Here is a 23,387-nt window from a genome sequence, read left to right as displayed (position 1 = left end):
CGGCTGCCTCTAGCGCGGATTGGACCAGCGCGCGAAGATTGCAGTCGGCAGCATCCTGCCGCCCTCTTCCTGCACGGCGAGATCGCCATGTTCGATTTTGCCCGGCAGTCCGGCAAAAACCTCTTCGAGCAATCCGCCCAGCGCGAGGCTGCTCATGCGGACGGCATAGACGGTTAGGAACAGGAAGCTGCTGTCCTCGTCGAGGAGCTGGCGGCAATCGGAGACGAGATCGGGCAGGCCCTGTTCCAGCCGCCATACCTCGCCATCGGGACCGCGCCCGAACTTGGGCGGATCAAGGATGATGCCGTCATAGCGACGCCCGCGGCGAACCTCGCGCGCGGTATATTTCATCGCGTCCTCGACCAGCCAGCGCACCGGGCGATCGCCGAGCCCCGCAAGCGCAGCGTTTTCCCGTGCCTGCGCAACCGATTTCTTGCTCGCATCGACATGAGTGACGCGGCCATAGCGGCTGAGCGCCTGCGTCCCGACGCCGGTGTAGCCGAACAGGTTCATCGTTTCCGCATCGGTGCGCCCGTCGAGCTGTTCGCCCATCCATGTCCAGACCGGCGCCATATCGGGGAAGAAGCCCAGATGGCGGAAGGGAGTGCATTGCGCGGTGAAGCGCACTTCATCGCCCCAGCCCAGCTCCCAGCCGTCCTGCGGGACGTCCTTCGAATACTGCCAGCGACCGCCGCCATCCTCATCGCTGCCGGGCACGAACTCGCCATGGGCATCCCAGTGGTCGAGCTTGGGCGACCACATGGCCTGCGGTTCGGGGCGAATGAAGCGGTAGTCGCCATAGGCCTCGAATTTGCGGCCATGGCCGCTGTCGAGCAGGCGATAGCCGTCCCAGCCTTCGCCAACCATCAGTACCGGATCGCGTTGCAGCTCGGCCATCAGGAAGCGCGCTCCAAGATGTGATCGCGCACGGCTTCGTATGTACCGGGCAGCTCGATGAAGCTTTCCTCGCGTGCGAAGAGATCGCCGACGCGCGAGGGGAGCGGGGGGCGCAGGCCCGTGGCGCGTTCGACCGCGTCGGGGAATTTCGCCGGATGCGCCGTGGCAAGCGTCACCACCGGCACATCGCTATCGATGTCCGCCTCGCGCGCCGCGTGAAGGCCGATCGCTGTGTGCGGGTCGAGCATCTCGCCGCATTGCTCGTAAGCCCAGCGCATGGCTTGCGAGGTGTCGCCCTCGTCCGCACGCGCACTGGTGAAGAGAGCCGCCGCACCTTCGCGCTGCGCATTGGTGAGGCGCATCGCCTTCTCCGCTTCGAAACCGCGCATCTGTTCCGCCATCGCGGCACCATTGCGTCCTCCGACGTCGAACAGGAGCCGCTCGAAGTTCGAGCTGACCTGGATGTCCATGCTCGGCGCGGCGGTCGGCGTCACGGTGCCGGCCGAATAGTCGCCCTGTCCCAGCGCGCGGTGGAGGATGTCGTTGACGTTGGTCGCGACGATCAGCCGTTTAATGGGAAGGCCCATGCGCGCGGCGACGTGCCCCGCAAAGACATCCCCGAAGTTGCCGGTCGGGACGCTGAAGGCGAGCTTGCGCTCGGGGCCGCCCAGCTGGAGCGAGGCGGCGAAGTAGTAGACCACCTGCGCCATCAGCCGCGCCCAGTTGATCGAGTTCACCGCGCCGATGCGGTGCTTCGCGGTAACGTCCCGGTCGGCGAAGATCCGCTTCACCATCGCCTGCGCATCGTCGAAGCTGCCGTCGATGGCGATATTGTGGACGTTGGGCGCGCGCACCGTGGTCATCTGCCGGCGCTGGACGTCGCTCACGCGGCCCTTGGGGTGGAGCATGAAGATCTCGACATTGTCGAGACCCGCCACGGCATCGATCGCTGCACTGCCCGTATCGCCGCTGGTCGCGCCGACAATTGTCAGGCTGCCTTCCTCGCGGCCGAGGAACTCCTCGAACAGCAGGCCGAGCATCTGCAGCGCCACGTCCTTGAAGGCGAGCGTGGGGCCGTGGAACAGCTCGAGCACCCAATGCTGCTCGTCGAGCTGGACCAGCGGCGTCACCGCCTTGTGCGCGAAGCGGCCATAGGCCTTGGCGGTCAGCTCGCGCAGGCGCTCGGGAGTGAGGCTGTCCCCGACGAAGGGCTCCATTACGCGCGCTGCGAGCTCGGCATAGGGCAGGCCGCGCATCGCGGCGATCTCGTCCAGCGAGAACTGCGGCCACTCCTCTGGCACGTAGAGACCGCCATCGCTGGCAAGCCCGGCCAGCGTGACTTCGGCAAAATCGAGGCTCGGCGCCTCTCCGCGGGTGGAAACGTATCTCATTGCGCCAAGGCGGTTAGCGGCGTGCGCAGGTGCGGGCAAGCAAGCGGGTGTTTAGTCGTCCCTAGCCTTGGTGGCAGATCGGCGGCGCAGCGCGAGGATATAAATCGCCAGCGCGGTCAGCGCGAAGAAGAACCACTGGCCCGCATAAGCGAGGTGATTGTTGGGCAGGTCGCGCGGGTCGGGGCTTGCGAGCAGTTCCAAACCTGCCACGGGTTCGGCCGCCACGATGCGCCCGCCAGGCGCGATGGTGCCGCGTACTTCGCCGCCAGCCCATTCGGCGGCCTCGGGGCGCACCGACCAGCCGATGTCGACATCGACAGGCGAATCCAGCCCTGAGAGCGTACATGAGGCGCGTTGCGCCCATCCCTTCGCGCCCGACGCGCTGGTGCCGGCGCGGGGCGAAACTGCCAGCACCTCGAGGCAGTCGATCGTTGTCCGGCGGTAGAGAACCGCGTCCACACCGCCCGGCGCGCGCGGGTATTCGACTTCCGAGGACATTCGCAGGTTCTGCTCCGCCTGCGCAATCAGCGCCTCTTTCTGGTCCATCCGCGAAAGTTGCCAGAAGCCGAGCGCGATCATCACGGCAATCGCGCCGCCCACGATGATGGTGGGGATGATGGGAATGCGTGCGGTCATCGAAAGCGCCTCTGCGTCAGATAGCGAAAAGGGCAGCCTGGACGATGCCGGGCTGCCCTTTTTGTGGTCCGGCGGGAAAGCCGGAAGGTATCAGTGGAACTCAGCGCCCCAGCCGCCCCAGACGTAGACGACGGCGAAGAGGAACAGCCACACCACGTCGACGAAGTGCCAGTACCATGCGGCAGCTTCGAAACCGAAGTGCTGGCGCGGGGTGAAGTGGCCCTTGTAGGCGCGCACGAGGCAGACGATCAGGAAGATCGTGCCGACGAGCACGTGGAAGCCGTGGAAACCGGTCGCCATGTAGAAGGCCGAGCTATAGGTGTTGCCGCCGAACTCGAACGGAGCCACGCCGTATTCGTAGGCCTGGATCGCGGTGAACACCGCGCCGAGGATCACGGTCAGCCAGAGGCCCTTCTTCAGGCCGTCACGGTCACCGTTGATCAGGGCGTGGTGTGCCCAGGTAACCGTGGTGCCCGAACACAGCAGGATCAGCGTGTTGAGCAGCGGAAGGCTGAACGGGTTGATGACGTATTCGATGGCCGCAGGCGGAAACTGGCCGCCGACGACTTCGGAAATTTCCGAGGGGAACAGGGCGAAATCGAACCAGCTCCAGAACCAGCCGACGAAGAACATCACTTCCGAAGCGATGAACAGGATCATGCCGTAACGCATGTGCAGCTGGACGATCGGCGTGTGGTCGCCGCGCTCGGCTTCCTTCACGATGTTCGAGAACCAGGCGAAGAAGGTAGCGATGAGGCCGGCGATGCCGAGGCCGAGCACGAGGTGCGCGCTGGCCATTTCGTGCATGAACAGCACCATGCCGCTGGTGAATGTCAGGGCCGAAATCGAGCCGATCAGCGGCCAGATATCGGGTTCGAGGATGTGATATTCGTGATTGACGTTACCAGCCATTGTACCTGTGTCCTGGGTTTCGCGTTCGGGCTGCCCTTAATGCGCATGGCCGCGCGGGTCTAGGGGGCGCGAGGCGTTATTTCTTCGCTTCGTGGAAAGTGTAGGAGAGCGTGATCTGTTCGACACCTTCCATATTGGCATCGTCGAGCGCCTTGGGATCGACGAAATAGAGCACCGGCATGCGCACTTCCTGACCCGGCTGGAGCGTCTGCTCGGTGAAGCAGAAGCACTGGATCTTGTTGAAATAGGCGCCTGCCTGTTCGGGCTCGACGTTGAAGGTCGCCGTGCCGGTTACCGGGCGATCGGAATTGTTGCGCGCAACGTAAATGGCCATGTCACGCTGGCCGATGGTCACGGTGTCGGTCCGCTGTTCGGGCCTGAAATCCCAGCCGAGGCCGGGAGCCACGGTGCCATCGAAGCGAATCGAGATCTGCTGGCCGCCGGCGGCTGCGCCCATACGGGCGGCGAGATCGGCCTCTCCCTCGGTGGCGCGCTGCGTCGTGCCGCCGAAGCCTGTCACCCGGCAGAAGAGCTCGTAAAGCGGGACCGCTGCATATCCGAGGCCCAGCATCGCCACAGCACCGGCGAAGGCCATCAGGCCTGTCCTGATGTTGCGGTTTTCCAGCGACTTCGCAGCAGCGGTCGTCATTACATCCTCACGATGGTGATCATGTAGAAGAGAACGGCGAGGAAAAGCAGCACGCCGCCGAGCACGAGATTGCGGCTCTTCTGGCGGCGGCGGTATTCCTTTTCTTCTTCGGGGGTCATGCGAGCAATCCTTGATAATACAGCACCCGGTCGGCCACGAGCGCGGCGAACAGTGCGAACAGGTAGGCAATCGAGAAGAGGAACAATCGTTTCTCCGGCTGCATCTTGTCGCCGGGGGCAGGATCACGCGTCGCAACCGGAATTGCCAGTGCGATGAACGCAATGGTCAGTGCAAGCGCTGCTATCCCGTATAGCCACGCGGTTCCACCGATCGCCCAGGGCGCAAGGACGGTGGGCAGCATGAGCAAGGAGTAGACCAGCACCTGACGGCGGGTGGACTTGTGCCCCTTCACCACCGGCATCATCGGGATACCGGCCTTGGCGTAATCGGTCTCCACGAACAGCGCGAGCGCCCAGAAGTGCGGCGGCGTCCACATGAAGATGATGAGGAACAGGAGGACCGGCATCAGCGTGATGTCGCCGGTCACCGCGACCCAGCCGATCAGAGGCGGGAATGCGCCCGCACCGCCGCCGATGACAATGTTCTGCGGCGTGCGCGGCTTGAGCCAGATCGTGTAGATTACCGCGTAGTAGAAGATCGAGAAGGCGAGGATCGCGGCCGAAAGCCAGTTGATCGCAAGGCCCATGATCATCACCGATGCGCCCGCCATCAGCAGCCCGAAATCGCGGGCGTCGGTCCGCGACATGCGGCCTGCGGGAAGCGGGCGTGCCGCCGTGCGCTTCATCACCGCATCGATATCGCTTTCCCACCACTGGTTGAGCGCGGCTGCGCCGCCTGCGCCCACGGCAATGCACAGGATCGCGGTGAAGCCGAGGACGGGATGGATGTTGCCCGGAGCCGCAAGCAGCCCGCACAGCCCCGTGAAGATCACGAGACGCATCACACCCGGCTTGGTGAGTGCGAAGAAGTCGCGCCAGTCCGCAGGGAGCTGGGTGGTCTTGGGGGCAGCTTCGGTCATGGGATTCGCTCGCCGGCCATATAGGGGCTTAGACCCGCTGAATCCAGTCAATCAGCAACGCATTTACCTCTTCCGGACGTTCCTGCTGGGTCCAGTGGCCGACGCCCTCGAGAATGTGGCCTTCGACGCGCGGCGCGAACATCTTCATCATGGCAATCGGATCCGGAACCGCGCCGAACAGGAAAGTCGCCGGATCGCGCGTTCCACCGATGAAAAGTGCAGGCTGCTCGATGCGCTTGCCGTTCCAGCCCTGCAGCCATTCATAGTCCGCCTCGTGGTTGCGATACCGGTTGAGCGGGCCGCGGAAACCGGACTGCTTGAACTCGCCCTCGTAGAAATCGAGATCCTCCTCGGTCAGCCAGGGGGTGGGCTGCGGGTCGGGCAGGCCTTCGAGGAAGGTCGCGCCATAGGGTTTGTCCCAATAGGCGCCCGGAGTGACGTCGCCGCTGATCGAATACATCATGCGGTGAACCCAGTCGCGCGGATCCTTCTCCGCCTCGGCCTCGGCGACGCCGGGCTCCTGGAAGTATTCCTGGTAGAAGTACTTCCCCTGGCTGGTGAAGTGCTCACGGAAGACCTCGGTAAACGGCCGCTGCGGCACGCCGGCGAAGGGAACCGACATGCCGGCGACCGCACGGAAATGGTCCGGGTTGGTCAGCGCGGTATTCCAGACGATCGGGCCCCCCCAGTCGTGGCCGACCAGAATAGCCGGCTCGTCCGGCTGGAGAGCCTGCTTGAGACCCACCAGGTCGCCCACGATCCGCTCCATCGCATAGGCTTCTACCGGATACGGCTTGTCCGAACCGCCATAACCGCGAACATCGATCGCGCAGGCGGTGAAGCCGGCCTCGGCCAGCGGTGCCAGCTGATGGCGCCAGCTGTACCAGCTTTCGGGAAAGCCATGGACGAGGATCACCAGCGGGCCCTCGCCGTCAGTTGGGGCCTCGATCGCGCAGCGCAGGCTCAGTTCCCCGACATCGATGGTCCGCATTTCAGGCATTATCGATCCTCTCGTCCGCATGAATGAAAACGGCCGGCCCCTTGTGGGACCGGCCGCTTGTCTCTGTCCAGTGATTAGCTGGCGGCTGGCTTACGCCGGCTTCGCCGTGCCAATGTGGTCGTGGTGATCGTGATGCTCTTCGATCACCGGCAGTTCGCTGAACTGGTGGAACGGCGGCGGGCTCGACAGGCTCCACTCGAGCGTGGTCGCACCTTCGCCCCAGTAGTTGTCTTCCGCCTTCTTGCCGGCGACGAACGCGTAGATGATGTTGATGAAGAAGAACACCATCGAGAGCGCCATGATGTGGTAGCCGAGCGAGCTGATCTCGTTCCAGAAGGTGTAGGCTTCCGCATAGTCCGGATAGCGGCGCGGCATGCCCTGCAGACCAAGGAAGTGCTGCGGGAAGAAAATCACGTTCACGCCGATGAAGAACAGCCAGAAGTGGATGTGGCTGAGCAGTTCGGAGTGCCAGCGGCCGCTCATCTTCGGGAACCAGTAGTAGAAACCGGCGAACATCGAGAAGACGGCACCCATCGACAGCACGTAGTGGAAGTGAGCCACCACGAAGTAGGTGTCGTGCACGACATCGTCCACGCCGCCGTTGGCGAGATAGACGCCGGTCACGCCGCCCACAGTGAAGAGGAAGATGAAGCCCAGTGCCCAGACCATCGGCGACTTGAATTCGATCGAGCCGCCCCACATCGTGGCGATCCAGCTGAAGATCTTCACGCCGGTCGGAACCGCGATGACCATGGTGGCAGCGGTGAAGTACATCTTCGTGTTCACGTCGAGGCCGACGGTGTACATGTGGTGGGCCCACACGACGAAGCCGACGACGCCGATGGCGACCATGGCATAGGCCATGCCGAGGTAGCCGAAGACCGGCTTGCGGCTGAAGGTCGCGACGATCTGCGAGATCATACCGAAGCCCGGCAGGATCATGATGTAGACTTCGGGGTGACCGAAGAACCAGAACAGGTGCTGGTAAAGGATCGGGTCACCACCGCCTGCGGGGTCGAAGAAGGTCGTGCCGAAGTTACGGTCGGTCAGCAGCATGGTGATCGCGGCAGCAAGCACCGGAAGTGCGAGCAGCAGCAGGAATGCCGTGACCAGCACCGACCATACAAACAGCGGCATCTTGTGCAGGGTCATGCCCGGCGCACGCATGTTGAAGATGGTGGTGATGAAGTTGGTCGCGCCCAGGATCGAACCGGCACCGGCAAGGTGCAGCGAGAAGATCGCGAAGTCGACCGCGGGACCGGTCGAACCGGTGGTCGAGAGCGGGGCGTATACGGTCCAGCCAACGCCTGCACCCGGACCCGTGCCGCCGGGCACGAAGAGCGAGAACAGCAGGCTGCAGAAGCCGGCAACCGTCAGCCAGAACGAGATGTTGTTCATGCGCGGGAACGCCATGTCCGGCGCGCCGATCATCAGCGGGACGAACCAGTTACCGAAACCGCCGATCATTGCGGGCATGACCATGAAGAAGACCATGATCAGGCCGTGGGCGGTGATGAACACGTTCCACATGTGCAGCGAGGTATCGAAGTCCGCGTTGCCGCCCATGAACTCGGCCCACCACTGCAGGTACTGGATACCCGGTTCGGCCAGCTCCATGCGCATGATGCCCGAGATCGCGCCGCCGATGATACCGGCGAAGATCGCGAAGATCAGGTAGAGCGTACCGATGTCCTTGTGGTTGGTGGACATGAACCAGCGTGCGAAGAAGCCGGGCTTGTGATCGGCATCGTGCGCGTGGTCGTCGGTATGAGCCTGGAAGTTGTCGGCGGTAGTAGCCATGATGTCAGTCTCTCGCGTCTATCGTATCTTGTTTAGGCAGCCGGGGTTTCGACCGGCGGAGCGCCTGCACCCGGAGCACCGGGAGCCGAGCTTTCAGGACCCTGCAGCGGGGGCAGCGAAGGATCGGCTTCCACGCCGGCTTCGTCGGCACCGGCAACGGTGCCACCCTGGGCAAGGACCCAAGCGTTGTACTGGTCCATCGGCAGCGCTTCGACTGCGATGGGCATGTAGCCGTGACGTGCGCCGCACAGCTCGGAACACTGGCCGTAGTACACGCCCGGCTCGTCGACCTGGAAAATGCGCTCGTTGAGGCGGCCAGGAACGGCGTCCATCTTGAACCAGAGGCTCGGGACGGCGAACGAGTGGATCACGTCTGCCGCAGTCACCTGCAGGCGGATCGGGACACCGGCGGGAACGACCATGCGGTTGTCAACTGCCAGCTGGTGCGGCTCGCCGCGCGCATCGGCTTCTTCTTCGGTCAGCATGTTCGAGACGATCTCGAAGTCGCCGTTGTCGGGATAGGCGTAACCCCAGTACCACTGGTAGCCGATCGCCTTGATGGTGATCGCGTCTGCCGGCGGGGTCTTGTACTGCTTAGAGATCAGCGTGATCGAAGGGACCGCGATCGCCAGCAGGATAAGGGCGGGAACGACCGTCCAGATGATCTCGATCGTGGTGTTGTGGCTCGTCTTCGAGGGGACCGGGTTGGCCGACTTGCGGAAGCGGAACACGACATAGAGCAGCAGCGCCAGCACGAAGAGGCTGATCACCACCATCACCCAGAACAGCCAGATGTGGAGACCGTAGGCGTATTCGCCGGTTTCCGAATACTGCGGCTGGATGTCGATGCCGCCGGCAACGGGCATGCCCTTGCCTTCGGTCGGAGCCATCGGCGTGTATGCATCGCTGCCTGCCGAAACCGCTTCGGGATCGGCGACATCGGCAGCTTCGGCCGGATCGACAGATTCGAGCTGCTCGGTTGCAGTGGCGTCCTGCGCCACGGCTGCGGGCGCTCCGATAACCAGCGCAAACGCGAGGCTCAGGCTGGCTACGATCCGGTGAAGTCCGAGAGTTTTCATTCTGTTAGAACTCTTTCGTGTCGTGTCATCTATCGTGAATGGGTGTCCTTGCGATGAGTCGCGCGCACAGCCCCAATCCCTCGCACGCGAGGGTCGATTTCGATGCGCCTATAGGCAGGACTTGCCGCGGCCTCAAGCGCCAGAGGGATAAAAATGTGCAAGTGGCTTTGCCTCTTGCGCAAACGCGCCCGACGCGCTTTGGAAGCCGGCGATATGACAGAAGACGAAATCCTCTCCGAATTCCGCGCCAGCGAAGCACTTCTCGAAGGCCATTTCCTCCTTTCGAGCGGGCGACATTCCGGCCATTACCTCCAGTGCGCAAGGGTTCTGATGAATCCGGACCGCGCCGGACGGCTGGCCTTTGCCCTCGCCCAGAAGATCCCGCGCGACATCCGCAACCAGATCGACGTGGTGGTGAGCCCGGCCATGGGCGGCATCATCATCGGCCAGGAAATGGGCCGCGCGCTTGGCAAGGACGCGATGTTCCTCGAACGCCCCGAAGGCGAGTTCCACCTGCGGCGCGGTTTCCGCCTCGAACCGGGCGCCAAGGTGCTGATGGTAGAAGACGTCGTCACCACCGGCCTTTCCAGCCGCGAAGCGATTGCGGCCGTCGGGCGCGAGGGCGGCGAGGTGATCGCCGAAGTGTCGCTGGTCGATCGCAGCAATGGCGAGGCCGATCTCGGCGTACCTTTCTTCCCGCTGATCGACATCAACTTCCCGACCTATGCCGATGACGAGGTCCCCGAAGACCTCGCGGCAATCGAGATCACCAAGCCGGGGAGCCGGAAGGCTTGACCCGCCCGCTGCGCCTCGGGGTGAATATCGATCACGTCGCAACCATCCGGAATGCGCGTGGTGGCGATCACCCCGACCCCGTGCGCGCAGCGCAGATCGTGGCCAGCGTCGGCGGGGACGGGATCACCGCCCACCTGCGCGAAGACCGCCGCCACATCCGCGATGCCGACCTCAAGCGCATCCAGGATGCGACCGACTTGCCGCTCAATCTCGAGATGGCGGCGACCGAGGAAATGCTCGAAATCGCCTTGCGCCATTCGCCGCACGCCGCCTGCATCGTGCCGGAAAAGCGGGAAGAGCGGACGACCGAAGGCGGGCTCGATGCGGCAGGCCAGCACAATACGCTCGCCCCGATTGTCTGGAAGCTACGCGACAAGGGCATCCGCGTCTCGCTCTTCATCGAGGCAGACGAGCGACAGCTCGATGCAGCATTGAAGCTCGGCGCAGAGGTCGTGGAATTCCACACCGGCGAATACGCCCATGCCCATCTCAACGGTGACAGCGAGAAGGTCGCGCGCGAATTGAAGCGCATTTCAGACATGGCTGCGCTGGCTGCCAAGAACGGGATCGAGCCGCACGCGGGCCACGGCCTCACCTACGAGAACGTGCAGCCGATCGCGGCCATTCCGCAGATCGCCGAACTCAACATCGGCCACTACCTCGTCGGCGAGGCGGTGTTCGTCGGGCTCGAACAGGCGGTGCGCCACATGCGCGAGCTGATGGACGAGGCCCGGTGAGCCAAGGCCTGACACGCAGCGCCAAGCTGTGGGCGCTGGGGGCAGCGGTTCCCTTCCTGCTCAGCCTCCTGCTGCTCGGCTTCGCCGCCTCGCGCCAGACCTTCCTCGCCTTCGCCATCGGATGGCCGATCATCCAGATTTTCGGCTATGCCGGATCACTGAAGCGCGCCAAGGGACAAATCGACCATCCGCTGGTGAAGACGCAAGTCATGCTGCACTGGATGATGCTCGCCATCCTGATCGCCATTTCCACGAGGGTTCTATGATCATCGGAATGGGCAACGACCTTACCAACATGGACCGGATCGCCAATTCGCTCGAGCGATGGGGCGAGAAGTTCGAGATGCGCTGCTTTACCGATATCGAGCGCGAGAAAGCGGCGCGGCGACCCTTCACGCGCGTCGGCACCTTCGCCAAGCGCTGGGCCGCGAAAGAGGCCTACGCAAAGGCCGTCGGCACGGGCTTTTCGCGCGGCGTGTTCCACAAGGATATAGGTGTCGTGAATGCCCGCTCCGGAGCGCCGACGCTCGCGCTGACCGGCGGCGCTGCGCTAAGGCTTGCCGAAATGCTGCCTGCAGGGCATGAGCCGCGCATTCATCTCACCCTCACAGACGATCATCCATGGGCACAGGCCTTCGTTATCATCGAGGCCTTCCCCGCATGAGTGCAGACACCGCCGCCGTGACCGACACCGAAGACAAGAAAAAGAACAAAGAAAAGGTCGACTGGATCGCGGAAATCCGCGGTCTTGCGCTGATGCTGCTGGCGGTATTCGCCTTTCACAGCTTCGTGGCCAAGCCGTTCTACATACCCTCGGAAAGCATGTTGCCGAACATGCTCGTGGGCGACCGTTTGGTGGTGAGCAAATATCCCTACGGTTGGAACTGGTCGTCGATCAGTTTCCACCTCGCGCCGCGCGGCGACTGGCGGGTTTTCGGCGATACGCCTGAATATGGCGACATCGTCATCCCCGTACATCCCGAGCGCGACGAGGATTACATCAAGCGCGTGGTTGCCCTTCCTGGCGACAGGATCGCGGTGACGAATGGCCAGATCGTGCTGAATGGCACGCCGGTTACGCAGGAAGCCGAGCCGCCGCTCGACCTGCCCATCGACGAGAACTCGACCTGCTACGGCTTTCTCGATCCCAGCTTCCGCACCACCGGCACGAATGGCGAAGAGGTCTGCCGCGTACCGGTCTATCGTGAGACGCTGCCCAACGGCGCGAATTACCTGATCATCGACCACGTGAACCAGCCGCTCGACAATTTCGACGAGATGCTGGTGCCCGATGGCCATGTCTTCGTGATGGGCGACAACCGCGATCACTCCGCCGACAGCCGCGAGCTCAATTCCTCGCGCGGATTGCTGGGCCCCGTCCCGCTCGAAAACATCGGCGGACGCGCCGAATTCATCACCTTTTCGCTCGACGGCACGACCACCTTCAATCCGGTGACCTGGTTTACCAGCTTGCGCGAAGGCCGCGCCTGGACCACCTTGCGCCCCTCCAAGACCGGGGAAAGCGCAGAATAGCAGGGGGTTAGATGGCCGAAGACAAGATCGACATCGCCGACGAAGACCTGGGGACCAGCCCCTCTCGCATCGGCGATCCGCGGATCCGGCACGAGATCCACCGTGCGGCCATCTGGGCGGGCGTTATCGGCCTCGGCATCCTCGCCGTCTATATCGCCCGGCCACTGCTGGTGATCTTTGGCGCCCTCGTCTTCGCCTCGATGATCGATGGCGGCGCGCGGCTCCTCGGACGCTTCCTTCCCATCGGGCGGACCTGGCGAGTTTCGATCGTGTTGTTCTTTACGGTCGGCTTCTTCGGCTGGCTGATTTACTTCGCCGGCTCGACGATTTCGCAGGACGCTGCCGAATTTCCCGCCCTGATCCAGCAGCAGATAGGCCAGTTGATCGAGTTCGCACGCGCGCAGGGCTTCGCGATTTCGCAGGACCATCTCGAGAATTACGCCGGGAGCATCGGCAGCGGTATCAGCACGGTCACCAAGGCTCTGGGCGGGATCGTTGGAGGCGTAACCACGATCATCCTGATCGGCATTATCGGCATCTACATCGCGATCGATCCGCTCCTCTACGAGCGCGGTCTGGCGTGGATGTTGCCGCGCCACCGCCGCGGAGAGTTTTACAAGACTGCGGCACGCATGGGCCAGACGCTGAGGCGCCTTATGGCAGGACGTCTGGTCGGCATGGTTTTCGAAGGGGTCTTTACCTACGTCCTGCTGGCCTATGGCGGATACATCGTCGGTGTCGGCCCCGTACCGATGGCCGCACTGCTGGCGATTCTCACCGGACTACTCGCCTTCGTCCCCAACCTCGGCGCGATCATCTCGGGCGTGCTGATGGTGCTGGTAGGCTTTTCAGAAGGCACCGACATGGGCCTCTACACGATCTTCGTCTATTTCTTCGTCCAGAACTTCGATGGCTATGTCGTCATCCCGATGATCGCACAGAAGACCGTCGACCTCGCCCCCGCGCTGGTGCTCGCGGCACAGCTCATCATGGGCATCCTTTTCGGTGTCCTCGGCCTGTTCCTCGCCGACCCGATGCTGGCGATGATCAAGGTCGCGCTGGAACGCCGGGCCGAGCAGAACGACGCCGAAGTCAAATTGCAGGAGTCCGCCGATAATGGCGCGTAAGTTTCTCTATATAATCGCGGTCATCATCGTGATCCTCTTCGTTGGCGCCATCGCGCTGGCCATCTGGTCGCGCGAAGCTACCGAAATCGCCTTCGTGCCGCGCGGCGAGTTCGTCGAGCAGGAGGCGCTGGCCGCCAATGCCTACGAGGATCCGGCGATGTGGTATTCACGCCCGGGCATCGGGACGAGCGATCCGGCGCGCTACCAGCCCGCCATTGCCGAGCTCGCACCCGACCCGGCCGATGAGGCGCCCTCGCCCGATACGCCTGCAGCCGAACAGAGCCTCGATGCGCCTGATGAGCTGGCCACTACCGGATCGCAGCGCGGCGAGGCCGCCGACACGACAGCGTCGCCCGATTTCACGGTCTTCTTCGTGCCGCCAACCAGCTACACCAAGGGGGCACTGGGCGAATGGAACGCGCCACTGAACGATGAGGAAACCGACAAGCTGGCCCGCGTCTTCCTGCGCGGCCTTGCGAGCCCTTTCAACCGTGCGGACGAGATCTGGGCGCCCAAATACCGCCAGGCGGCAGTCGGCGCATTCCTGACCGAGCGCGAAGAGGCCACGCAGGCCATCGATGCGGCATATGCAGACGTGGTGCAGGCTTTCGACTACTTCCTTGCAAACGCCGATCCCGAAAAGCCGATCGTGCTTGCCGGACACAGCCAGGGTTCGGTCCACGTCTTGCGCCTCCTGCGCGAAAAGGTCGCGGGCACCGCTGCCGAAGCGCGGATTGCCGCGGTCTATGCGCCTGGCTGGCCGATCTCGGTGCTGCACGATCTCCCGGCCTATCCCTATCCCGCCTGCGCCGCGCCCGACCAGGCCCAGTGCATCGTCAGCTACATCAGCTTTGCCGACGGCGGCGATCCCGGCCAGCTTCTGCGGCGCTACAGCGTCCTACCGGGCATCGATGGCGAGCCGCGCGGCCTTGAGGATGCGGTGGTGTGCACCAATCCGATCACCGGAATGAGCGGCGGCTCGGCTCCCGCGAGCGAAAATCTCGGCACGCTCAAGCCGACTGAGGACCTAAGTGCAGGCGAGCTGATTGCCGGGGCAGTGCCCGCACGCTGCGATGCGCGAGGCATCCTGCGCATTGGCTCGCCGCCCGATCTCGGTCCCGGCGTGCTCCCGGGCGACAATTACCATGTCTACGACATTCCCCTGTTCTGGAAGAATCTGCAGGAGGACGTGCTGCGGCGCGTTCGCGCATGGACACCGGCGGAAGCGTAACCGACAGCGCGCTCGACTACGGCGACCTGCTGCCCGACGGCGGCGCGCTGCTCGGGCTCGACCTCGGTACGAAGACGATCGGCGTCGCTACCTGCGATGCCGGTTGGCGCTATGCCACCGCGGGCAAGACGATCGCGCGCAGCAAGTTCACCAAGGACTGCGGCAAACTGCGCGAGATCATTGCCGAACGCACGATCAAGGGCGTTGTCATCGGCCTCCCGCGAAACATGGACGGCAGCGAAGGGCCGCGCGCCCAAGCGAGCCGTGCATACGCCAAGAACCTCGCCCAAGCGCTTGATCTTCCGGTGCTTCTATGGGACGAACGCTGGTCGACATCCTCCGCCGAAGGGGCGATGATCGGCCAAGACATGAGCCGCGCGAAACGTGCGGAAAAGATCGACAGCCATGCGGCTGCGGTCATCCTCCAGGGCGCGATCGATGCGCTGGCGGGAGGTGGATTTTAGGGACAGGGGCGCACCAAATGCTGGACTTTCTCGATGTTTTCGACGCGGTACCGGCAGGCGGCAAGCGGCGGCGCGGCAGGTTCAATGCGCTCGGCCGCCTCTTCGGGTTTGCCCTGCTCCTGATGTTTCTGGTGCTGACGATCTACGCGCTCTGGTAAGCCTGCTCCAGCTCCCGGCGGCGTGCAGCCGCTTCCCGCGAGACCATGAGGCTGCCCGACAGTTCTGCCTGCCGCCACAAGTCATCCCGCTCGGCACCCGTCACGAGACCGCTACGCGCCTCGAAACTGGCTAGCCGCAAACGGTCGCTGGGATGTTCGCGCCCGACCAATTCGGCAAAATCCGCCGCCTCCTCTCCGCCGAGACCGACCGCACAGCGCATGAAGCACTCGGTAGAGGTCGGGTTGAGCACGCCGGTCACCGCATTGCTGTCGAGATCGAAGCCGTACTGGTCTGACCATGCCTGCGCCGGATCGATATGCATGATGTTGAGCGAGACCGACATGCTCTCGGGCGGCAATTGCGAGTGCACGTCGCGATTGGCGCGGTAGAGCATCAGCTTGCCCTCCTCGAGATTGGTGCGCTCGACGAAGCGCAGGTCGCAAACCTCTCCGCGGTACCCGGCAACATCCTCGTAGTCGTATTCGTAATAATCGCTGCCGTAGCCGGGACCGAAATAGCCTGCGGTAAGGAAGCTGAAATTGTGGTCATGCGGCACGCCGTAGACGAAAGCGTCCGAACCGCTGGCGCGAAAGCAGCTTTCCTCCTCGCTCGGCCAGATATTGGCGCGCAGGAAACAGCGGCCGCGCATCCGCGAGAGCACGATCGACTGCGGGCCATAAGCGCTCTCGATTCCACTATTCCTGTGCCCGCGCTTCAGCTGCTCGATCAGCAGGTCGCCGAGGAAGCTGCGGTTGTTGGCAAGCCGCTTCAGCGCAACCGCGCCGTTGGCGAGGCTTGCTTCGTCCTCGGGCTCGAAAGCTACCGCGTCGAGCATTTCGAGGCAGTCTTCGAGGCCATGCGCCTGCGTTTCGTCGGATGAAATTATGCGGGGCATGTCGCCTCCTCGATCTTTGCAAGTTGCGGATGGGCTTCGAGCAGCTGGGCACGCAGGGCACCGGCAGGAGCAGAGAGTTCGTCTTCGGGGTCGGCAGCGATGCGCCAAAGCGCGGCAAAGCCCGAAGCGGCGTCGAGCGCGAGACATTCGCGCAGCGTCTGCCAACGGATATGGGCGCTGCCCTCACGCGAGAGGTCTGCGAGCAGGGGAGCGCCATCTTTGCGGCCCATGCGCCCGAGCAGTGCAGTCGCCATCTCGCGCTGGCTCTCGGCCCGGCAACCGCTGGCGCGGTGGAGCAGTCTGCCATCGCCGAGGCTGTATTGCCGGGTCTCGGGCGGGCGCTCCTCAGTCCGCGACAGGCGCAGCACAACGAGGCGACCGAAAACCCGCGTCACTTGCCGCGTATTCGCGAAGCCTTGGCAGCACATGACCTCACCGGCCACGAGCCTGCGGGTGCGACAATCGATCGCTGCCCTCCCCTCGGTTTCGGACAGGAGCTCCAGCTCCCGCACATCGGCAGCACCCGCGAGGACGGCCTCGTACCGCTCACCGCCGGTGAAACAGGCCGATGCCTGCTCCTGGGCCATTTCCTCATAAGTGATGAGCGTGAGCGCCGCGCGTCCGCGCTGTGCCAGCTGGAGGATCGTCAGCCCGTCCTTGTACTGGTGGCGCAAGGGCACTTGCCCCAGCGGATGCTCCCGCAGCGCCGGAAGCAGGCTGTCGACGAGATCGTCGATGAGCCCGGCCGCGCGCCCCTCTTCGTCGAAGAGCGCCCCGAGTGCGGGATAGTCATCGAGCGAACCGGCCTCCCCGAAACCTCCAAGCTCCGCCAGCACCGCCCCCGCCGCCCCCTCTGCCCAACTGTCGCGAGCTGCCTCGAGCGCGACCTGCGCGTGGCGCTGCGGAGCCATGTCGCTCCGCAGCGCGCGCAATTGCGAATCGATACGCATCGTCCGCTCAAGCGCCCGTCAGAGCAGCGCCGCGGGCGGTGCGACTTCGTAGATATAGGTCATGATCACCACCACGCGGTCGTCGACGGTGGGGTCTTCCGAAGCCGAAAGGCTGCCGAAGAGGCCCGTCACGGTATCGAGTTCGGGCAGGCTGGTAAGATCAATCTTGGGCAGGTTCATTTAGGTGTTCTCCCTGGGTTGATGGCGACGCGACCCCTTGCCACGCGCCTGCCTGCAAGGCTGGCGACGCTCGCCCCCACAATCGAATTAAAACATTGTAATGGGCAGGAACCGAAGGCTATCGGCCTCGCACAGACCATGAGCGACCAACCGAAATTCGACCCGCGTACGGCAACACCGTTCCTGACCAGCCGGGGCCATTCCGGCTGGCTGGGGCTGCGCTATTCGGACCATGGCGACGACTGGGTGGAACTGGAGTTGCCCTGGCGCGAGGACCTGCTCGGCGAAGCGGGACAGCGCGTGCTGGCCAGTGGCCCGATCCTCAGCCTGATGGACATGGCGAGCGGGCTGGCGATCTGGAAAGCGATGGACCGCTTCGAGCCGGTCGCGACGCTGGACCTGCGGGTCGACTATGTCCGTCCTGCCCGCGAGAAAGCGCCCGTTTTCGGCCGCTCGCAATGCTACCGTGTCACGCGCTCGGCAGCCTTCGTGCGCGGCCTGGCGCATGACGGCGATGCCAGCGACCCCGTCGCGCATATCCAGGCGGTCTTCATGAAAATCGGTGCCAGCAAGGATACGCGGGAGGTGCCCGGTGAGTGATGCGAAAGGCTTCGATGCGCTGACGCCCTATGCCCGCTCGCTCGGCATCGAACTGGCCGAGTGGGAAGACGACACACCGGTCCTGCGCGTCGCCTTCGAGGAGGCGGTCGAGGGGCGTCCGGAGCACTACCACGGCGGCGCGACGGGCGGCCTGCTCGAAACCGCGGGCTATGCGGCGCTGAGGGCGGAACTCGATCGGCGCGGGCGCGAGGCGATCCTCAAGCCGATCAACATCACCGTGCAGTATCTTTCGGCCGGCAAGAGCCGGACCAGCTTCGCCAAGGGCCGCGTGACCAAGCTTGGCCGTCGCAGCGCGAACCTGACAGTCGAGGCATGGCAGGACGACCGCTCGCGCCCGATCGCGACGGCCGTGATGAACGTGCTGATGGCAGAGCCCGAAGGCTGACTAGTTCGATTCCTGCTCCCGCCGGATCGCCTCGTCGCGCGCCTGTTCGGCCCTGCGCCTTGCCGCCTCGATAGTCTCCGCATCGATCGAGAGATTGCCGTCGCTGATCGTGATGTCGATCGGAATGCCGTCGACCTCGGTCGAGAACACGGCTTCGCCTTCCCCGATACGCAAGCGGCTGTTGCCGTCGCCCAGCGGGATATCCTCGAGGTTTGGCACGTCGAGCGGCTCGATCGGTCCGCCGGGGTCGGCGTTCTCGCGCGGGCCGGGCTGCGAGGGTGCTGCGGAAACGCCGAGCGCCTGCGTCATGAAGTCGCGCCAGATGCGCGCGGGCAGGCCGCCACCGGTCACACCGTCGAGCGGTGAGTTGTCGTCATTGCCGATCCAGACGCCGACAACCAGGTCACCGGCATAGCCGACGAAGAGCGCATCGCGATTGTCCTGCGTGGTGCCGGTCTTGCCGAAATTGGGTCCGCTCAGCGTTGCAGCGCGGCCGGTCCCCTTGTTGATCGCCGAGCGCAGCAGCGCCTCCATCTGGCGGTGTGTATTGCCCGAGAAGCTCGAAGGACCGTCGACGAGATTCTCGAACCAGCCGCGTTCGGGGCGCGCGAATGCGTGCGGCTCGACCGGATAGGCATTGCCCGCGATCGCGGCATAGGCGGATGTCAGTTCGAGCAGGCTCATGGTCGACGTGCCGAGCGCCATGCTCGGGTCGCCGCGGGTCAGGTCTGCGGTGATGCCAAGGTCGCGCGCGGTATCGATCACCTTCTCGCTGCCGACCTCGCCGAACAGGCGCACAGCGGCGACATTGCTCGACTGTGCGAAGGCCTCTTCCAGCGTCAGGCTGTCGGAATAGCGTCCGCCGTAATTTCCGGGACGGTAGGCCCCTTCTGTAATCTCGGTGTTGTCGATGCGGTCGTCGATCTCCCACCCGTCCTCGAGCGCGGCAAGATAGACGAACAGCTTGAAGGTCGATCCCGGCTGGCGTTTGGCCTGCGTGGCCCGGTTGAAAGGCGACTTCTCGTAATCCTTGCCCCCGATCATCGCGACGACTTCGCCATTTGTGCGCATGGCGACCAGCGCGACCTGCGCGCTGCCGAGCGGGGCGCGGCTCGTCACGCGGCGCGCGATGTTTTGCAGACGTGAATCGAGCGTCGTCGTGAGCGTCTGGCGCGAATAGCCGCTGTCCGACATCTCGCGCGCTTCGGGTAGAGCCCAGTCGGCGAAATAGGTGCCGGTAGGAAGATCACTCTTCATGCGCACATCGAGCTTGGGCGGACGCATCGCGCGAGCTTCGGCCTCGGTGATGTAACCCGCGGCGACCATCGACTGCACGACCAGTTCCATGCGCTTGGCCGCGCGATCGTAGTGCCGCGTCGGCGCGTAACGTGAAGGCGCCTGCAACAGGCCGGCCAACATGGCAGCCTGGTTAGGCCTGAGGTTTTCCGGCTTGCGGTAGAAGTAGTGCAGGCTGGCGGCGCGCAGGCCGTAAACATTGTCGCCGAAATAGGCGTTCGAGAGGTAGCGCTCGAGGATCTCGTCCTTGGTCAGCCACGCCTCGAGCCAGAAGGCGATCAGCGCCTCGCGCGCCTTTCGCGTGAGCGTGCGTTCGGGCGTGAGGAAGGTGAACTTGGCGAGCTGCTGCGTGATCGTGCTGCCCCCGCCCGTCCCGGTGACGGCGGCACGGGCAATGCCGCGCGGGTCCACGCCCCAGTGGCTGTAGAAGCGGCGGTCCTCGATCGCGAGGAATGCTTCGACGACATGCGGCGGCAGCTTCGAGACATCGACCGGTTCGTCGGTAATCGCGCCATTGCGCGCGATCGGCGTGCCGTCGGCAGCAAGCAGCGTAATCTGCGGGGGAGCAATCGGTTCGAGCGACTTACCGAGCGGCGCGGTGACCGCGAGCCAGGCGACCAGCAGGAAGAATATCCCGATGAGCCCGGCGACTATGCGGACGAACCACCAGCGCTTGCGCCGGCCGCGCCAGTAGTCGCGCTGCCAGAACCGCTGCCGCCGCTTTTCTTCATACCTCAGCGCATTGTCGAGATCGTCGAGCCGCGCATCCCACGCGTCATCGTCCAGCGCATCGTGCGTGGCATAGTAGCCGCGATGCGACTGGAATTCGGGTTCTGGCCGCTTCCTGCGGAAAAAGGTGTCGATCACGCCCATGCGCCTACTGTGCTACACGAATAACACAGCCATGCATAGGCCCCGCAACCTTAACCCTTGGCGACGACGCTCTCGGGAAGGTCTTCACCAAAAACGCGCTGGTAGTATTCGGCCACCAGCATGCGTTCTTCCTCGTCGCACTTGTTGAGGAACGAGAGGCGGAAGGCGAAGCCGACATCCTTGAAGATGGCGTAGTTCTGCGCCCAGGTGATGACCGTACGAGGGCTCATCACGGTCGAGATATCGCCATTGATGAAGCCTTGGCGCGACAGGTCGGCGACCTTGATCATATCGGCGAGGATCTTGGGATCGATGTCCGGATTCTTCGCCTCGACAATCTGCTGCTCGGTTTCTGCCGGCAGGTAATTGAGCGCCGTGACGATGTTCCAGCGGTCCATCTGGCCCTGGTTGATCGCCTGCGTGCCGTGATACAGCCCGCTCGTGTCGCCGAGGCCGACCGTGTTGGCGGTCGCGAACAGGCGGAAGTTCGGATCGGGACGGATCACACGGTTCTGGTCGAGCAGCGTAAGCTTGCCCTGCTGTTCGAGCACGCGCTGGATCACGAACATCACGTCCGGACGTCCGGCATCATATTCGTCGAACACGAGAGCGACCGGGTGCTGGAGCGCCCAGGGCAGCAAGCCTTCGCGGAACTCGGTGACCTGCAGGCCGTCACGCAGCACGATGGCATCGCGGCCGACAAGGTCGATACGGCTGATATGCGCATCGAGGTTGATGCGGATGCACGGCCAGTTGAGGCGCGCTGCGACCTGTTCGATGTGGGTCGACTTACCCGTGCCGTGATAGCCCTGCACCATCACGCGGCGGTCGTGGGCAAAGCCTGCAAGGATAGCGAGCGTGGTATCCGGATCGAAGACATAGGCTTCGTCGAGATCGGGCGTGCGCGAATCCGGCTTGGAGAAGGCCGGAACCTTCCAGTCGATGTCGATCCCGAATGTCTCGCGCACATCGACTTCGGTGTCGGGCGCGGGAAGCACGGTCTTGGCGGAAGGCTCGAAGGTCTTGTCGGTCATCTCGTTCATATCGTGAGGCGGGTTAGATGAGGCGCGCGCTGCTCGCAATGCCCCATTGCAAAGGAAAACCGATTTCAGGCGGGCTCTGGTTCCCGGACATGGTCGAGATGACCGGTCTTGATCCACAGCGAGGCGCCTTCGGGTCCGGCAACGAGGTCGATGCGATCACCCTTGGGAAGACGCAGCCAGTCGTGCTTTGTCATCTCGATCCCCTCGCCTGAAAGCGCGCCGTCCAGCAGGAGCACTTCGGCACCACCGGCATCGCCCAAAGAGCGGCTTGCTCCGGGCTCCAGCTTCTCGAAGGCTACCGTTTCTCGCTCGTCGTCATGCAGGAGCGAGGCCGACAGGCCGTCGCCCGCCTTTTCAAGGTCGAGCGCGGAAAGGTCGAGATCGAACTGGTCGCGATCCCCGGGGTCGAATTGCCAAAGCTTCACGAAGATCGTGCAGCCGTCGTCCGAGCGAGGGATGTGATGTGTGGTCGGCGGATTGCGGACATAGGTGCCTGCCGGATAGTCGCCATGCTCGTCCTGGAAGGTGCCCTCCAGAACAATGAATTCCTCGCCGCCGTGATGCGTGTGCTCGGAGAAAGCGCTGCCGGGGGCATAGCGAACGATGGAGGTAGCGCGGGCGACTTCGCCGCCGATCCTGTCGAGCATCCGCCGCTCGACCCCTTTCATAGGCGAAGCCTGCCACTCCAGCTCGCTGGTGTGGACGAGCACCCGCTCGGAAAAATCGGCATTCACGCGCATCGGCAACTCCGCTCCTGCTGGTCGTGCGGCGGAGATGGGGATGATGTGGCCCCTCGCCAAGGGCACGATCGCCTCCTACATTGGCGCCATGGCGTCGCCCTCCCCCAGCGAATACCTGCGCTTGAAGCTCGTCGAGAAGGTTCGCGGCGTCTTCAACGATGTCGAGGGTGGTGAGCAGCCGGTCCCCGTCTCGGACGAGGCCCTGTTCGAGAAGGACACGCCGATCCGCATGGTCCATGCCGATATCGTGGCGATGATGGTCGGCGGCATCCGCGGGCTGCTGCTCCAGATGCTGCACCCGCATGCGCTCCAGGGCGTGCTCGATCATTCGAATTTTCGCAGCGACATGCACGGAAGGCTCAGGCGCACTGCGCGCTTCATTGCAGTGACCACTTTCGGCCACCGCGACGACGCGATGAAGGCCATAGAGCGCGTGAACCGCATCCATGCGGCGGTCGGCGGGACGCTACCCGACGGATCGCCCTATTCCGCGAGCGATCCGCGCACCCTCGCCTGGGTCCACGTGGCCGAAGCGACCAGCTTCCTTGCCGCCTACCTGCGTCACGTCCGCCCCGACATGCCGGGCAGCGCGCAGGATGAATATTATCGCCAGTTCGCGATCATCGCCAATGCGCTAGGTGCCGATCCCGTACCCACCGACCGCCGCGAAGCCGAGGCCATATTCCGCGAGCTGCGCGGCGATCTCGCCACCTCGCCGCAGGCGCGCGAGATTGCTGACCTCGTCCTAAGCCAGCGTCCGGAAGGCGCACCTCCCGCCCTTCAGGCGATGCTCGGGGCAGAAGCGGTGGCGCTGCTCCCGCCCTTCGCTCGCTCCATGCTCGGGCTCGAGCGACCCGGCCTCGCCTCGATTCCCGCACGCGCGGCGACATGGGGCATGGGCAAAACACTTCGCTGGGCCTTCCGCCAGAATTGACGCGCAACGGACTTGCATCGG

27 protein-coding genes are annotated in these 23,387 nt (G+C 64.1%); 12 read left to right on the top strand and 15 right to left on the bottom strand.

The window, feature by feature from the left end; genetic code table 11:
- Positions 1–9: 9 nt before the first annotated feature.
- From K3163_RS04995 to coxB, 9 genes are all read right to left on the bottom strand, one after another.
- A complete protein-coding gene (locus K3163_RS04995; RefSeq protein WP_221428923.1) occupies positions 10–897 on the bottom strand; it encodes an RsmD family RNA methyltransferase in 888 nt (295 codons plus the stop codon).
- Positions 897–2,288, bottom strand: coding sequence for a threonine synthase (thrC, locus tag K3163_RS04990; protein ID WP_221553154.1), 1,392 nt, complete (start codon positions 2,286–2,288; stop codon positions 897–899). The genes K3163_RS04995 and thrC overlap by 1 nt, the downstream gene beginning before the upstream one ends.
- Positions 2,289–2,339: 51 nt before the next feature.
- Positions 2,340–2,924 (bottom strand): SURF1 family protein, encoded by a 585-nt coding sequence (locus K3163_RS04985; RefSeq protein WP_221553137.1) that lies wholly within the window; start codon positions 2,922–2,924, stop codon positions 2,340–2,342.
- 90 nt (positions 2,925–3,014) lie between these two features.
- Positions 3,015–3,836, bottom strand: a complete 822-nt coding sequence (locus tag K3163_RS04980; RefSeq protein ID WP_221428926.1) for a cytochrome c oxidase subunit 3 — start codon at positions 3,834–3,836, stop codon at positions 3,015–3,017.
- Between the two features lie 76 nt (positions 3,837–3,912).
- Complete coding sequence (locus K3163_RS04975) at positions 3,913–4,485, bottom strand: cytochrome c oxidase assembly protein (RefSeq protein ID WP_221428927.1); 573 nt, start codon at positions 4,483–4,485, stop codon at positions 3,913–3,915.
- A gap of 115 nt (positions 4,486–4,600) precedes the next feature.
- Positions 4,601–5,524 (bottom strand): heme o synthase, encoded by a 924-nt coding sequence (locus K3163_RS04970; protein WP_221553135.1) that lies wholly within the window; start codon positions 5,522–5,524, stop codon positions 4,601–4,603.
- Positions 5,525–5,552: 28 nt separating this feature from the next.
- A complete protein-coding gene (locus K3163_RS04965; protein ID WP_247712463.1) occupies positions 5,553–6,524 on the bottom strand; it encodes an alpha/beta fold hydrolase in 972 nt (323 codons plus the stop codon).
- Positions 6,525–6,614: 90 nt separating this feature from the next.
- Entirely contained in the window at positions 6,615–8,324 is a 1,710-nt protein-coding gene (ctaD, locus tag K3163_RS04960; RefSeq protein WP_221428929.1) for a cytochrome c oxidase subunit I, read from the bottom strand.
- Positions 8,325–8,356: 32 nt separating this feature from the next.
- Entirely contained in the window at positions 8,357–9,403 is a 1,047-nt protein-coding gene (coxB, locus tag K3163_RS04955; protein ID WP_221428930.1) for a cytochrome c oxidase subunit II, read from the bottom strand.
- Positions 9,404–9,616: 213 nt separating this feature from the next.
- On the opposite strand from coxB, the gene pyrE reads away from it, so the two are divergent.
- The 9 genes from pyrE to K3163_RS04910 are packed head-to-tail and all read left to right on the top strand — an operon-like array spanning position 9,617 to position 15,448.
- Entirely contained in the window at positions 9,617–10,198 is a 582-nt protein-coding gene (gene pyrE, locus K3163_RS04950) for an orotate phosphoribosyltransferase (RefSeq protein WP_221428931.1), read from the top strand.
- Positions 10,195–10,935, top strand: coding sequence for a pyridoxine 5'-phosphate synthase (locus K3163_RS04945; RefSeq protein ID WP_221553133.1), 741 nt, complete (start codon positions 10,195–10,197; stop codon positions 10,933–10,935). The genes pyrE and K3163_RS04945 overlap by 4 nt, the downstream gene beginning before the upstream one ends.
- Positions 10,932–11,201, top strand: a complete 270-nt coding sequence (locus K3163_RS04940; protein ID WP_221553130.1) for a pyridoxal phosphate biosynthetic protein — start codon at positions 10,932–10,934, stop codon at positions 11,199–11,201. The genes K3163_RS04945 and K3163_RS04940 overlap by 4 nt, the downstream gene beginning before the upstream one ends.
- The gene (gene acpS / locus K3163_RS04935) at positions 11,198–11,599 is read left to right on the top strand and encodes a holo-ACP synthase (protein WP_221428934.1); all 402 of its coding nucleotides are present in this window, start codon (positions 11,198–11,200) and stop codon (positions 11,597–11,599) included. The genes K3163_RS04940 and acpS overlap by 4 nt, the downstream gene beginning before the upstream one ends.
- Positions 11,596–12,468 carry a signal peptidase I gene (gene lepB / locus K3163_RS04930; RefSeq protein ID WP_221428935.1) on the top strand — a complete coding sequence of 291 codons (873 nt, stop codon included), beginning with the start codon at positions 11,596–11,598 and terminating at the stop codon, positions 12,466–12,468. Before acpS ends, lepB begins: the two co-directional genes overlap by 4 nt.
- An 11-nt stretch (positions 12,469–12,479) precedes the next feature.
- On the top strand, positions 12,480–13,595 hold the full coding sequence (locus K3163_RS04925; protein ID WP_221553128.1) for an AI-2E family transporter: 1,116 nt from the start codon (positions 12,480–12,482) through the stop codon (positions 13,593–13,595).
- Positions 13,585–14,826, top strand: a complete 1,242-nt coding sequence (locus K3163_RS04920) for a DUF3089 domain-containing protein (protein ID WP_221553127.1) — start codon at positions 13,585–13,587, stop codon at positions 14,824–14,826. Before K3163_RS04925 ends, K3163_RS04920 begins: the two co-directional genes overlap by 11 nt.
- On the top strand, positions 14,805–15,290 hold the full coding sequence (gene ruvX / locus K3163_RS04915) for a Holliday junction resolvase RuvX (RefSeq protein WP_221553125.1): 486 nt from the start codon (positions 14,805–14,807) through the stop codon (positions 15,288–15,290). The genes K3163_RS04920 and ruvX overlap by 22 nt, the downstream gene beginning before the upstream one ends.
- Positions 15,291–15,307: 17 nt before the next feature.
- Positions 15,308–15,448, top strand: a complete 141-nt coding sequence (locus tag K3163_RS04910) for a hypothetical protein (RefSeq protein ID WP_221553099.1) — start codon at positions 15,308–15,310, stop codon at positions 15,446–15,448.
- Here the strand turns inward: K3163_RS04910 and K3163_RS04905 are convergent.
- From K3163_RS04905 to K3163_RS04895, 3 genes are read right to left on the bottom strand one after another with little or no spacing between them, the layout of a single operon-like run.
- Positions 15,433–16,344: a transposase gene (locus tag K3163_RS04905; RefSeq protein ID WP_221553091.1), complete on the bottom strand. Its 912-nt coding sequence runs from the start codon at positions 16,342–16,344 to the stop codon at positions 15,433–15,435. The two genes, K3163_RS04910 and K3163_RS04905, sit on opposite strands and share 16 nt — an antisense overlap.
- The gene (locus K3163_RS04900) at positions 16,332–17,294 is read right to left on the bottom strand and encodes a hypothetical protein (protein WP_221553089.1); all 963 of its coding nucleotides are present in this window, start codon (positions 17,292–17,294) and stop codon (positions 16,332–16,334) included. Before K3163_RS04900 ends, K3163_RS04905 begins: the two co-directional genes overlap by 13 nt.
- A gap of 18 nt (positions 17,295–17,312) precedes the next feature.
- A complete protein-coding gene (locus tag K3163_RS04895; protein WP_221553087.1) occupies positions 17,313–17,474 on the bottom strand; it encodes a hypothetical protein in 162 nt (53 codons plus the stop codon).
- Between the two features lie 138 nt (positions 17,475–17,612).
- Here K3163_RS04895 and K3163_RS04890 point away from each other — a divergent pair, with 138 nt between their 5' ends.
- Both K3163_RS04890 and K3163_RS04885 read left to right on the top strand, forming a co-directional pair.
- Positions 17,613–18,074, top strand: coding sequence for a PaaI family thioesterase (locus tag K3163_RS04890; protein ID WP_221428943.1), 462 nt, complete (start codon positions 17,613–17,615; stop codon positions 18,072–18,074).
- Positions 18,067–18,480 carry a PaaI family thioesterase gene (locus K3163_RS04885; RefSeq protein WP_221428944.1) on the top strand — a complete coding sequence of 138 codons (414 nt, stop codon included), beginning with the start codon at positions 18,067–18,069 and terminating at the stop codon, positions 18,478–18,480. Before K3163_RS04890 ends, K3163_RS04885 begins: the two co-directional genes overlap by 8 nt.
- Here the strand turns inward: K3163_RS04885 and K3163_RS04880 are convergent, their stop codons facing one another.
- The 3 genes from K3163_RS04880 to K3163_RS04870 form a co-directional block, all read right to left on the bottom strand.
- Complete coding sequence (locus K3163_RS04880) at positions 18,481–20,649, bottom strand: transglycosylase domain-containing protein (RefSeq protein ID WP_221553085.1); 2,169 nt, start codon at positions 20,647–20,649, stop codon at positions 18,481–18,483.
- Positions 20,650–20,699: 50 nt separating this feature from the next.
- Positions 20,700–21,683: a cobaltochelatase subunit CobS gene (gene cobS, locus K3163_RS04875; RefSeq protein WP_409996092.1), complete on the bottom strand. Its 984-nt coding sequence runs from the start codon at positions 21,681–21,683 to the stop codon at positions 20,700–20,702.
- A 74-nt stretch (positions 21,684–21,757) separates the two neighbouring features.
- Positions 21,758–22,432 carry a cupin domain-containing protein gene (locus K3163_RS04870; protein WP_221553083.1) on the bottom strand — a complete coding sequence of 225 codons (675 nt, stop codon included), beginning with the start codon at positions 22,430–22,432 and terminating at the stop codon, positions 21,758–21,760.
- Positions 22,433–22,520: 88 nt separating this feature from the next.
- Between K3163_RS04870 and K3163_RS04865 the strand changes: the two genes are divergently transcribed.
- Positions 22,521–23,366, top strand: coding sequence for an oxygenase MpaB family protein (locus tag K3163_RS04865; protein WP_221429442.1), 846 nt, complete (start codon positions 22,521–22,523; stop codon positions 23,364–23,366).
- Positions 23,367–23,387: the final 21 nt, after the last annotated feature.

Source organism: Qipengyuania xiapuensis (assembly GCF_019711395.1).
In the GTDB taxonomy this organism is placed as follows: domain Bacteria; phylum Pseudomonadota; class Alphaproteobacteria; order Sphingomonadales; family Sphingomonadaceae; genus Qipengyuania; species Qipengyuania xiapuensis.
Note: the sequence above shows the minus strand (reverse complement) of the source record. Positions and strands in the feature narration are given on the sequence as shown.

Coding starts and splice junctions, on each gene's coding strand:
- ruvX (WP_221553125.1), top strand. CDS start 14,805: ATGGACACCGGCGGAAGCGTAACCGACAGCGCGCTCGACTACGGCGAC.
- K3163_RS04900 (WP_221553089.1), bottom strand. CDS start 17,294: ATGCGTATCGATTCGCAATTGCGCGCGCTGCGGAGCGACATGGCTCCG.
- thrC (WP_221553154.1), bottom strand. CDS start 2,288: ATGAGATACGTTTCCACCCGCGGAGAGGCGCCGAGCCTCGATTTTGCC.
- K3163_RS04920 (WP_221553127.1), top strand. CDS start 13,585: ATGGCGCGTAAGTTTCTCTATATAATCGCGGTCATCATCGTGATCCTC.
- lepB (WP_221428935.1), top strand. CDS start 11,596: ATGAGTGCAGACACCGCCGCCGTGACCGACACCGAAGACAAGAAAAAG.
- K3163_RS04995 (WP_221428923.1), bottom strand. CDS start 897: ATGGCCGAGCTGCAACGCGATCCGGTACTGATGGTTGGCGAAGGCTGG.
- cobS (WP_409996092.1), bottom strand. CDS start 21,683: ATGACCGACAAGACCTTCGAGCCTTCCGCCAAGACCGTGCTTCCCGCG.
- K3163_RS04965 (WP_247712463.1), bottom strand. CDS start 6,524: ATGCCTGAAATGCGGACCATCGATGTCGGGGAACTGAGCCTGCGCTGC.
- K3163_RS04890 (WP_221428943.1), top strand. CDS start 17,613: ATGAGCGACCAACCGAAATTCGACCCGCGTACGGCAACACCGTTCCTG.
- pyrE (WP_221428931.1), top strand. CDS start 9,617: ATGACAGAAGACGAAATCCTCTCCGAATTCCGCGCCAGCGAAGCACTT.
- K3163_RS04980 (WP_221428926.1), bottom strand. CDS start 3,836: ATGGCTGGTAACGTCAATCACGAATATCACATCCTCGAACCCGATATC.
- K3163_RS04870 (WP_221553083.1), bottom strand. CDS start 22,432: ATGCGCGTGAATGCCGATTTTTCCGAGCGGGTGCTCGTCCACACCAGC.
- K3163_RS04925 (WP_221553128.1), top strand. CDS start 12,480: ATGGCCGAAGACAAGATCGACATCGCCGACGAAGACCTGGGGACCAGC.
- K3163_RS04910 (WP_221553099.1), top strand. CDS start 15,308: ATGCTGGACTTTCTCGATGTTTTCGACGCGGTACCGGCAGGCGGCAAG.
- acpS (WP_221428934.1), top strand. CDS start 11,198: ATGATCATCGGAATGGGCAACGACCTTACCAACATGGACCGGATCGCC.
- K3163_RS04865 (WP_221429442.1), top strand. CDS start 22,521: ATGGCGTCGCCCTCCCCCAGCGAATACCTGCGCTTGAAGCTCGTCGAG.
- K3163_RS04905 (WP_221553091.1), bottom strand. CDS start 16,344: ATGCCCCGCATAATTTCATCCGACGAAACGCAGGCGCATGGCCTCGAA.
- K3163_RS04985 (WP_221553137.1), bottom strand. CDS start 2,924: ATGACCGCACGCATTCCCATCATCCCCACCATCATCGTGGGCGGCGCG.
- K3163_RS04970 (WP_221553135.1), bottom strand. CDS start 5,524: ATGACCGAAGCTGCCCCCAAGACCACCCAGCTCCCTGCGGACTGGCGC.
- ctaD (WP_221428929.1), bottom strand. CDS start 8,324: ATGGCTACTACCGCCGACAACTTCCAGGCTCATACCGACGACCACGCG.
- K3163_RS04895 (WP_221553087.1), bottom strand. CDS start 17,474: ATGAACCTGCCCAAGATTGATCTTACCAGCCTGCCCGAACTCGATACC.
- K3163_RS04975 (WP_221428927.1), bottom strand. CDS start 4,485: ATGACGACCGCTGCTGCGAAGTCGCTGGAAAACCGCAACATCAGGACA.
- coxB (WP_221428930.1), bottom strand. CDS start 9,403: ATGAAAACTCTCGGACTTCACCGGATCGTAGCCAGCCTGAGCCTCGCG.
- K3163_RS04880 (WP_221553085.1), bottom strand. CDS start 20,649: ATGGGCGTGATCGACACCTTTTTCCGCAGGAAGCGGCCAGAACCCGAA.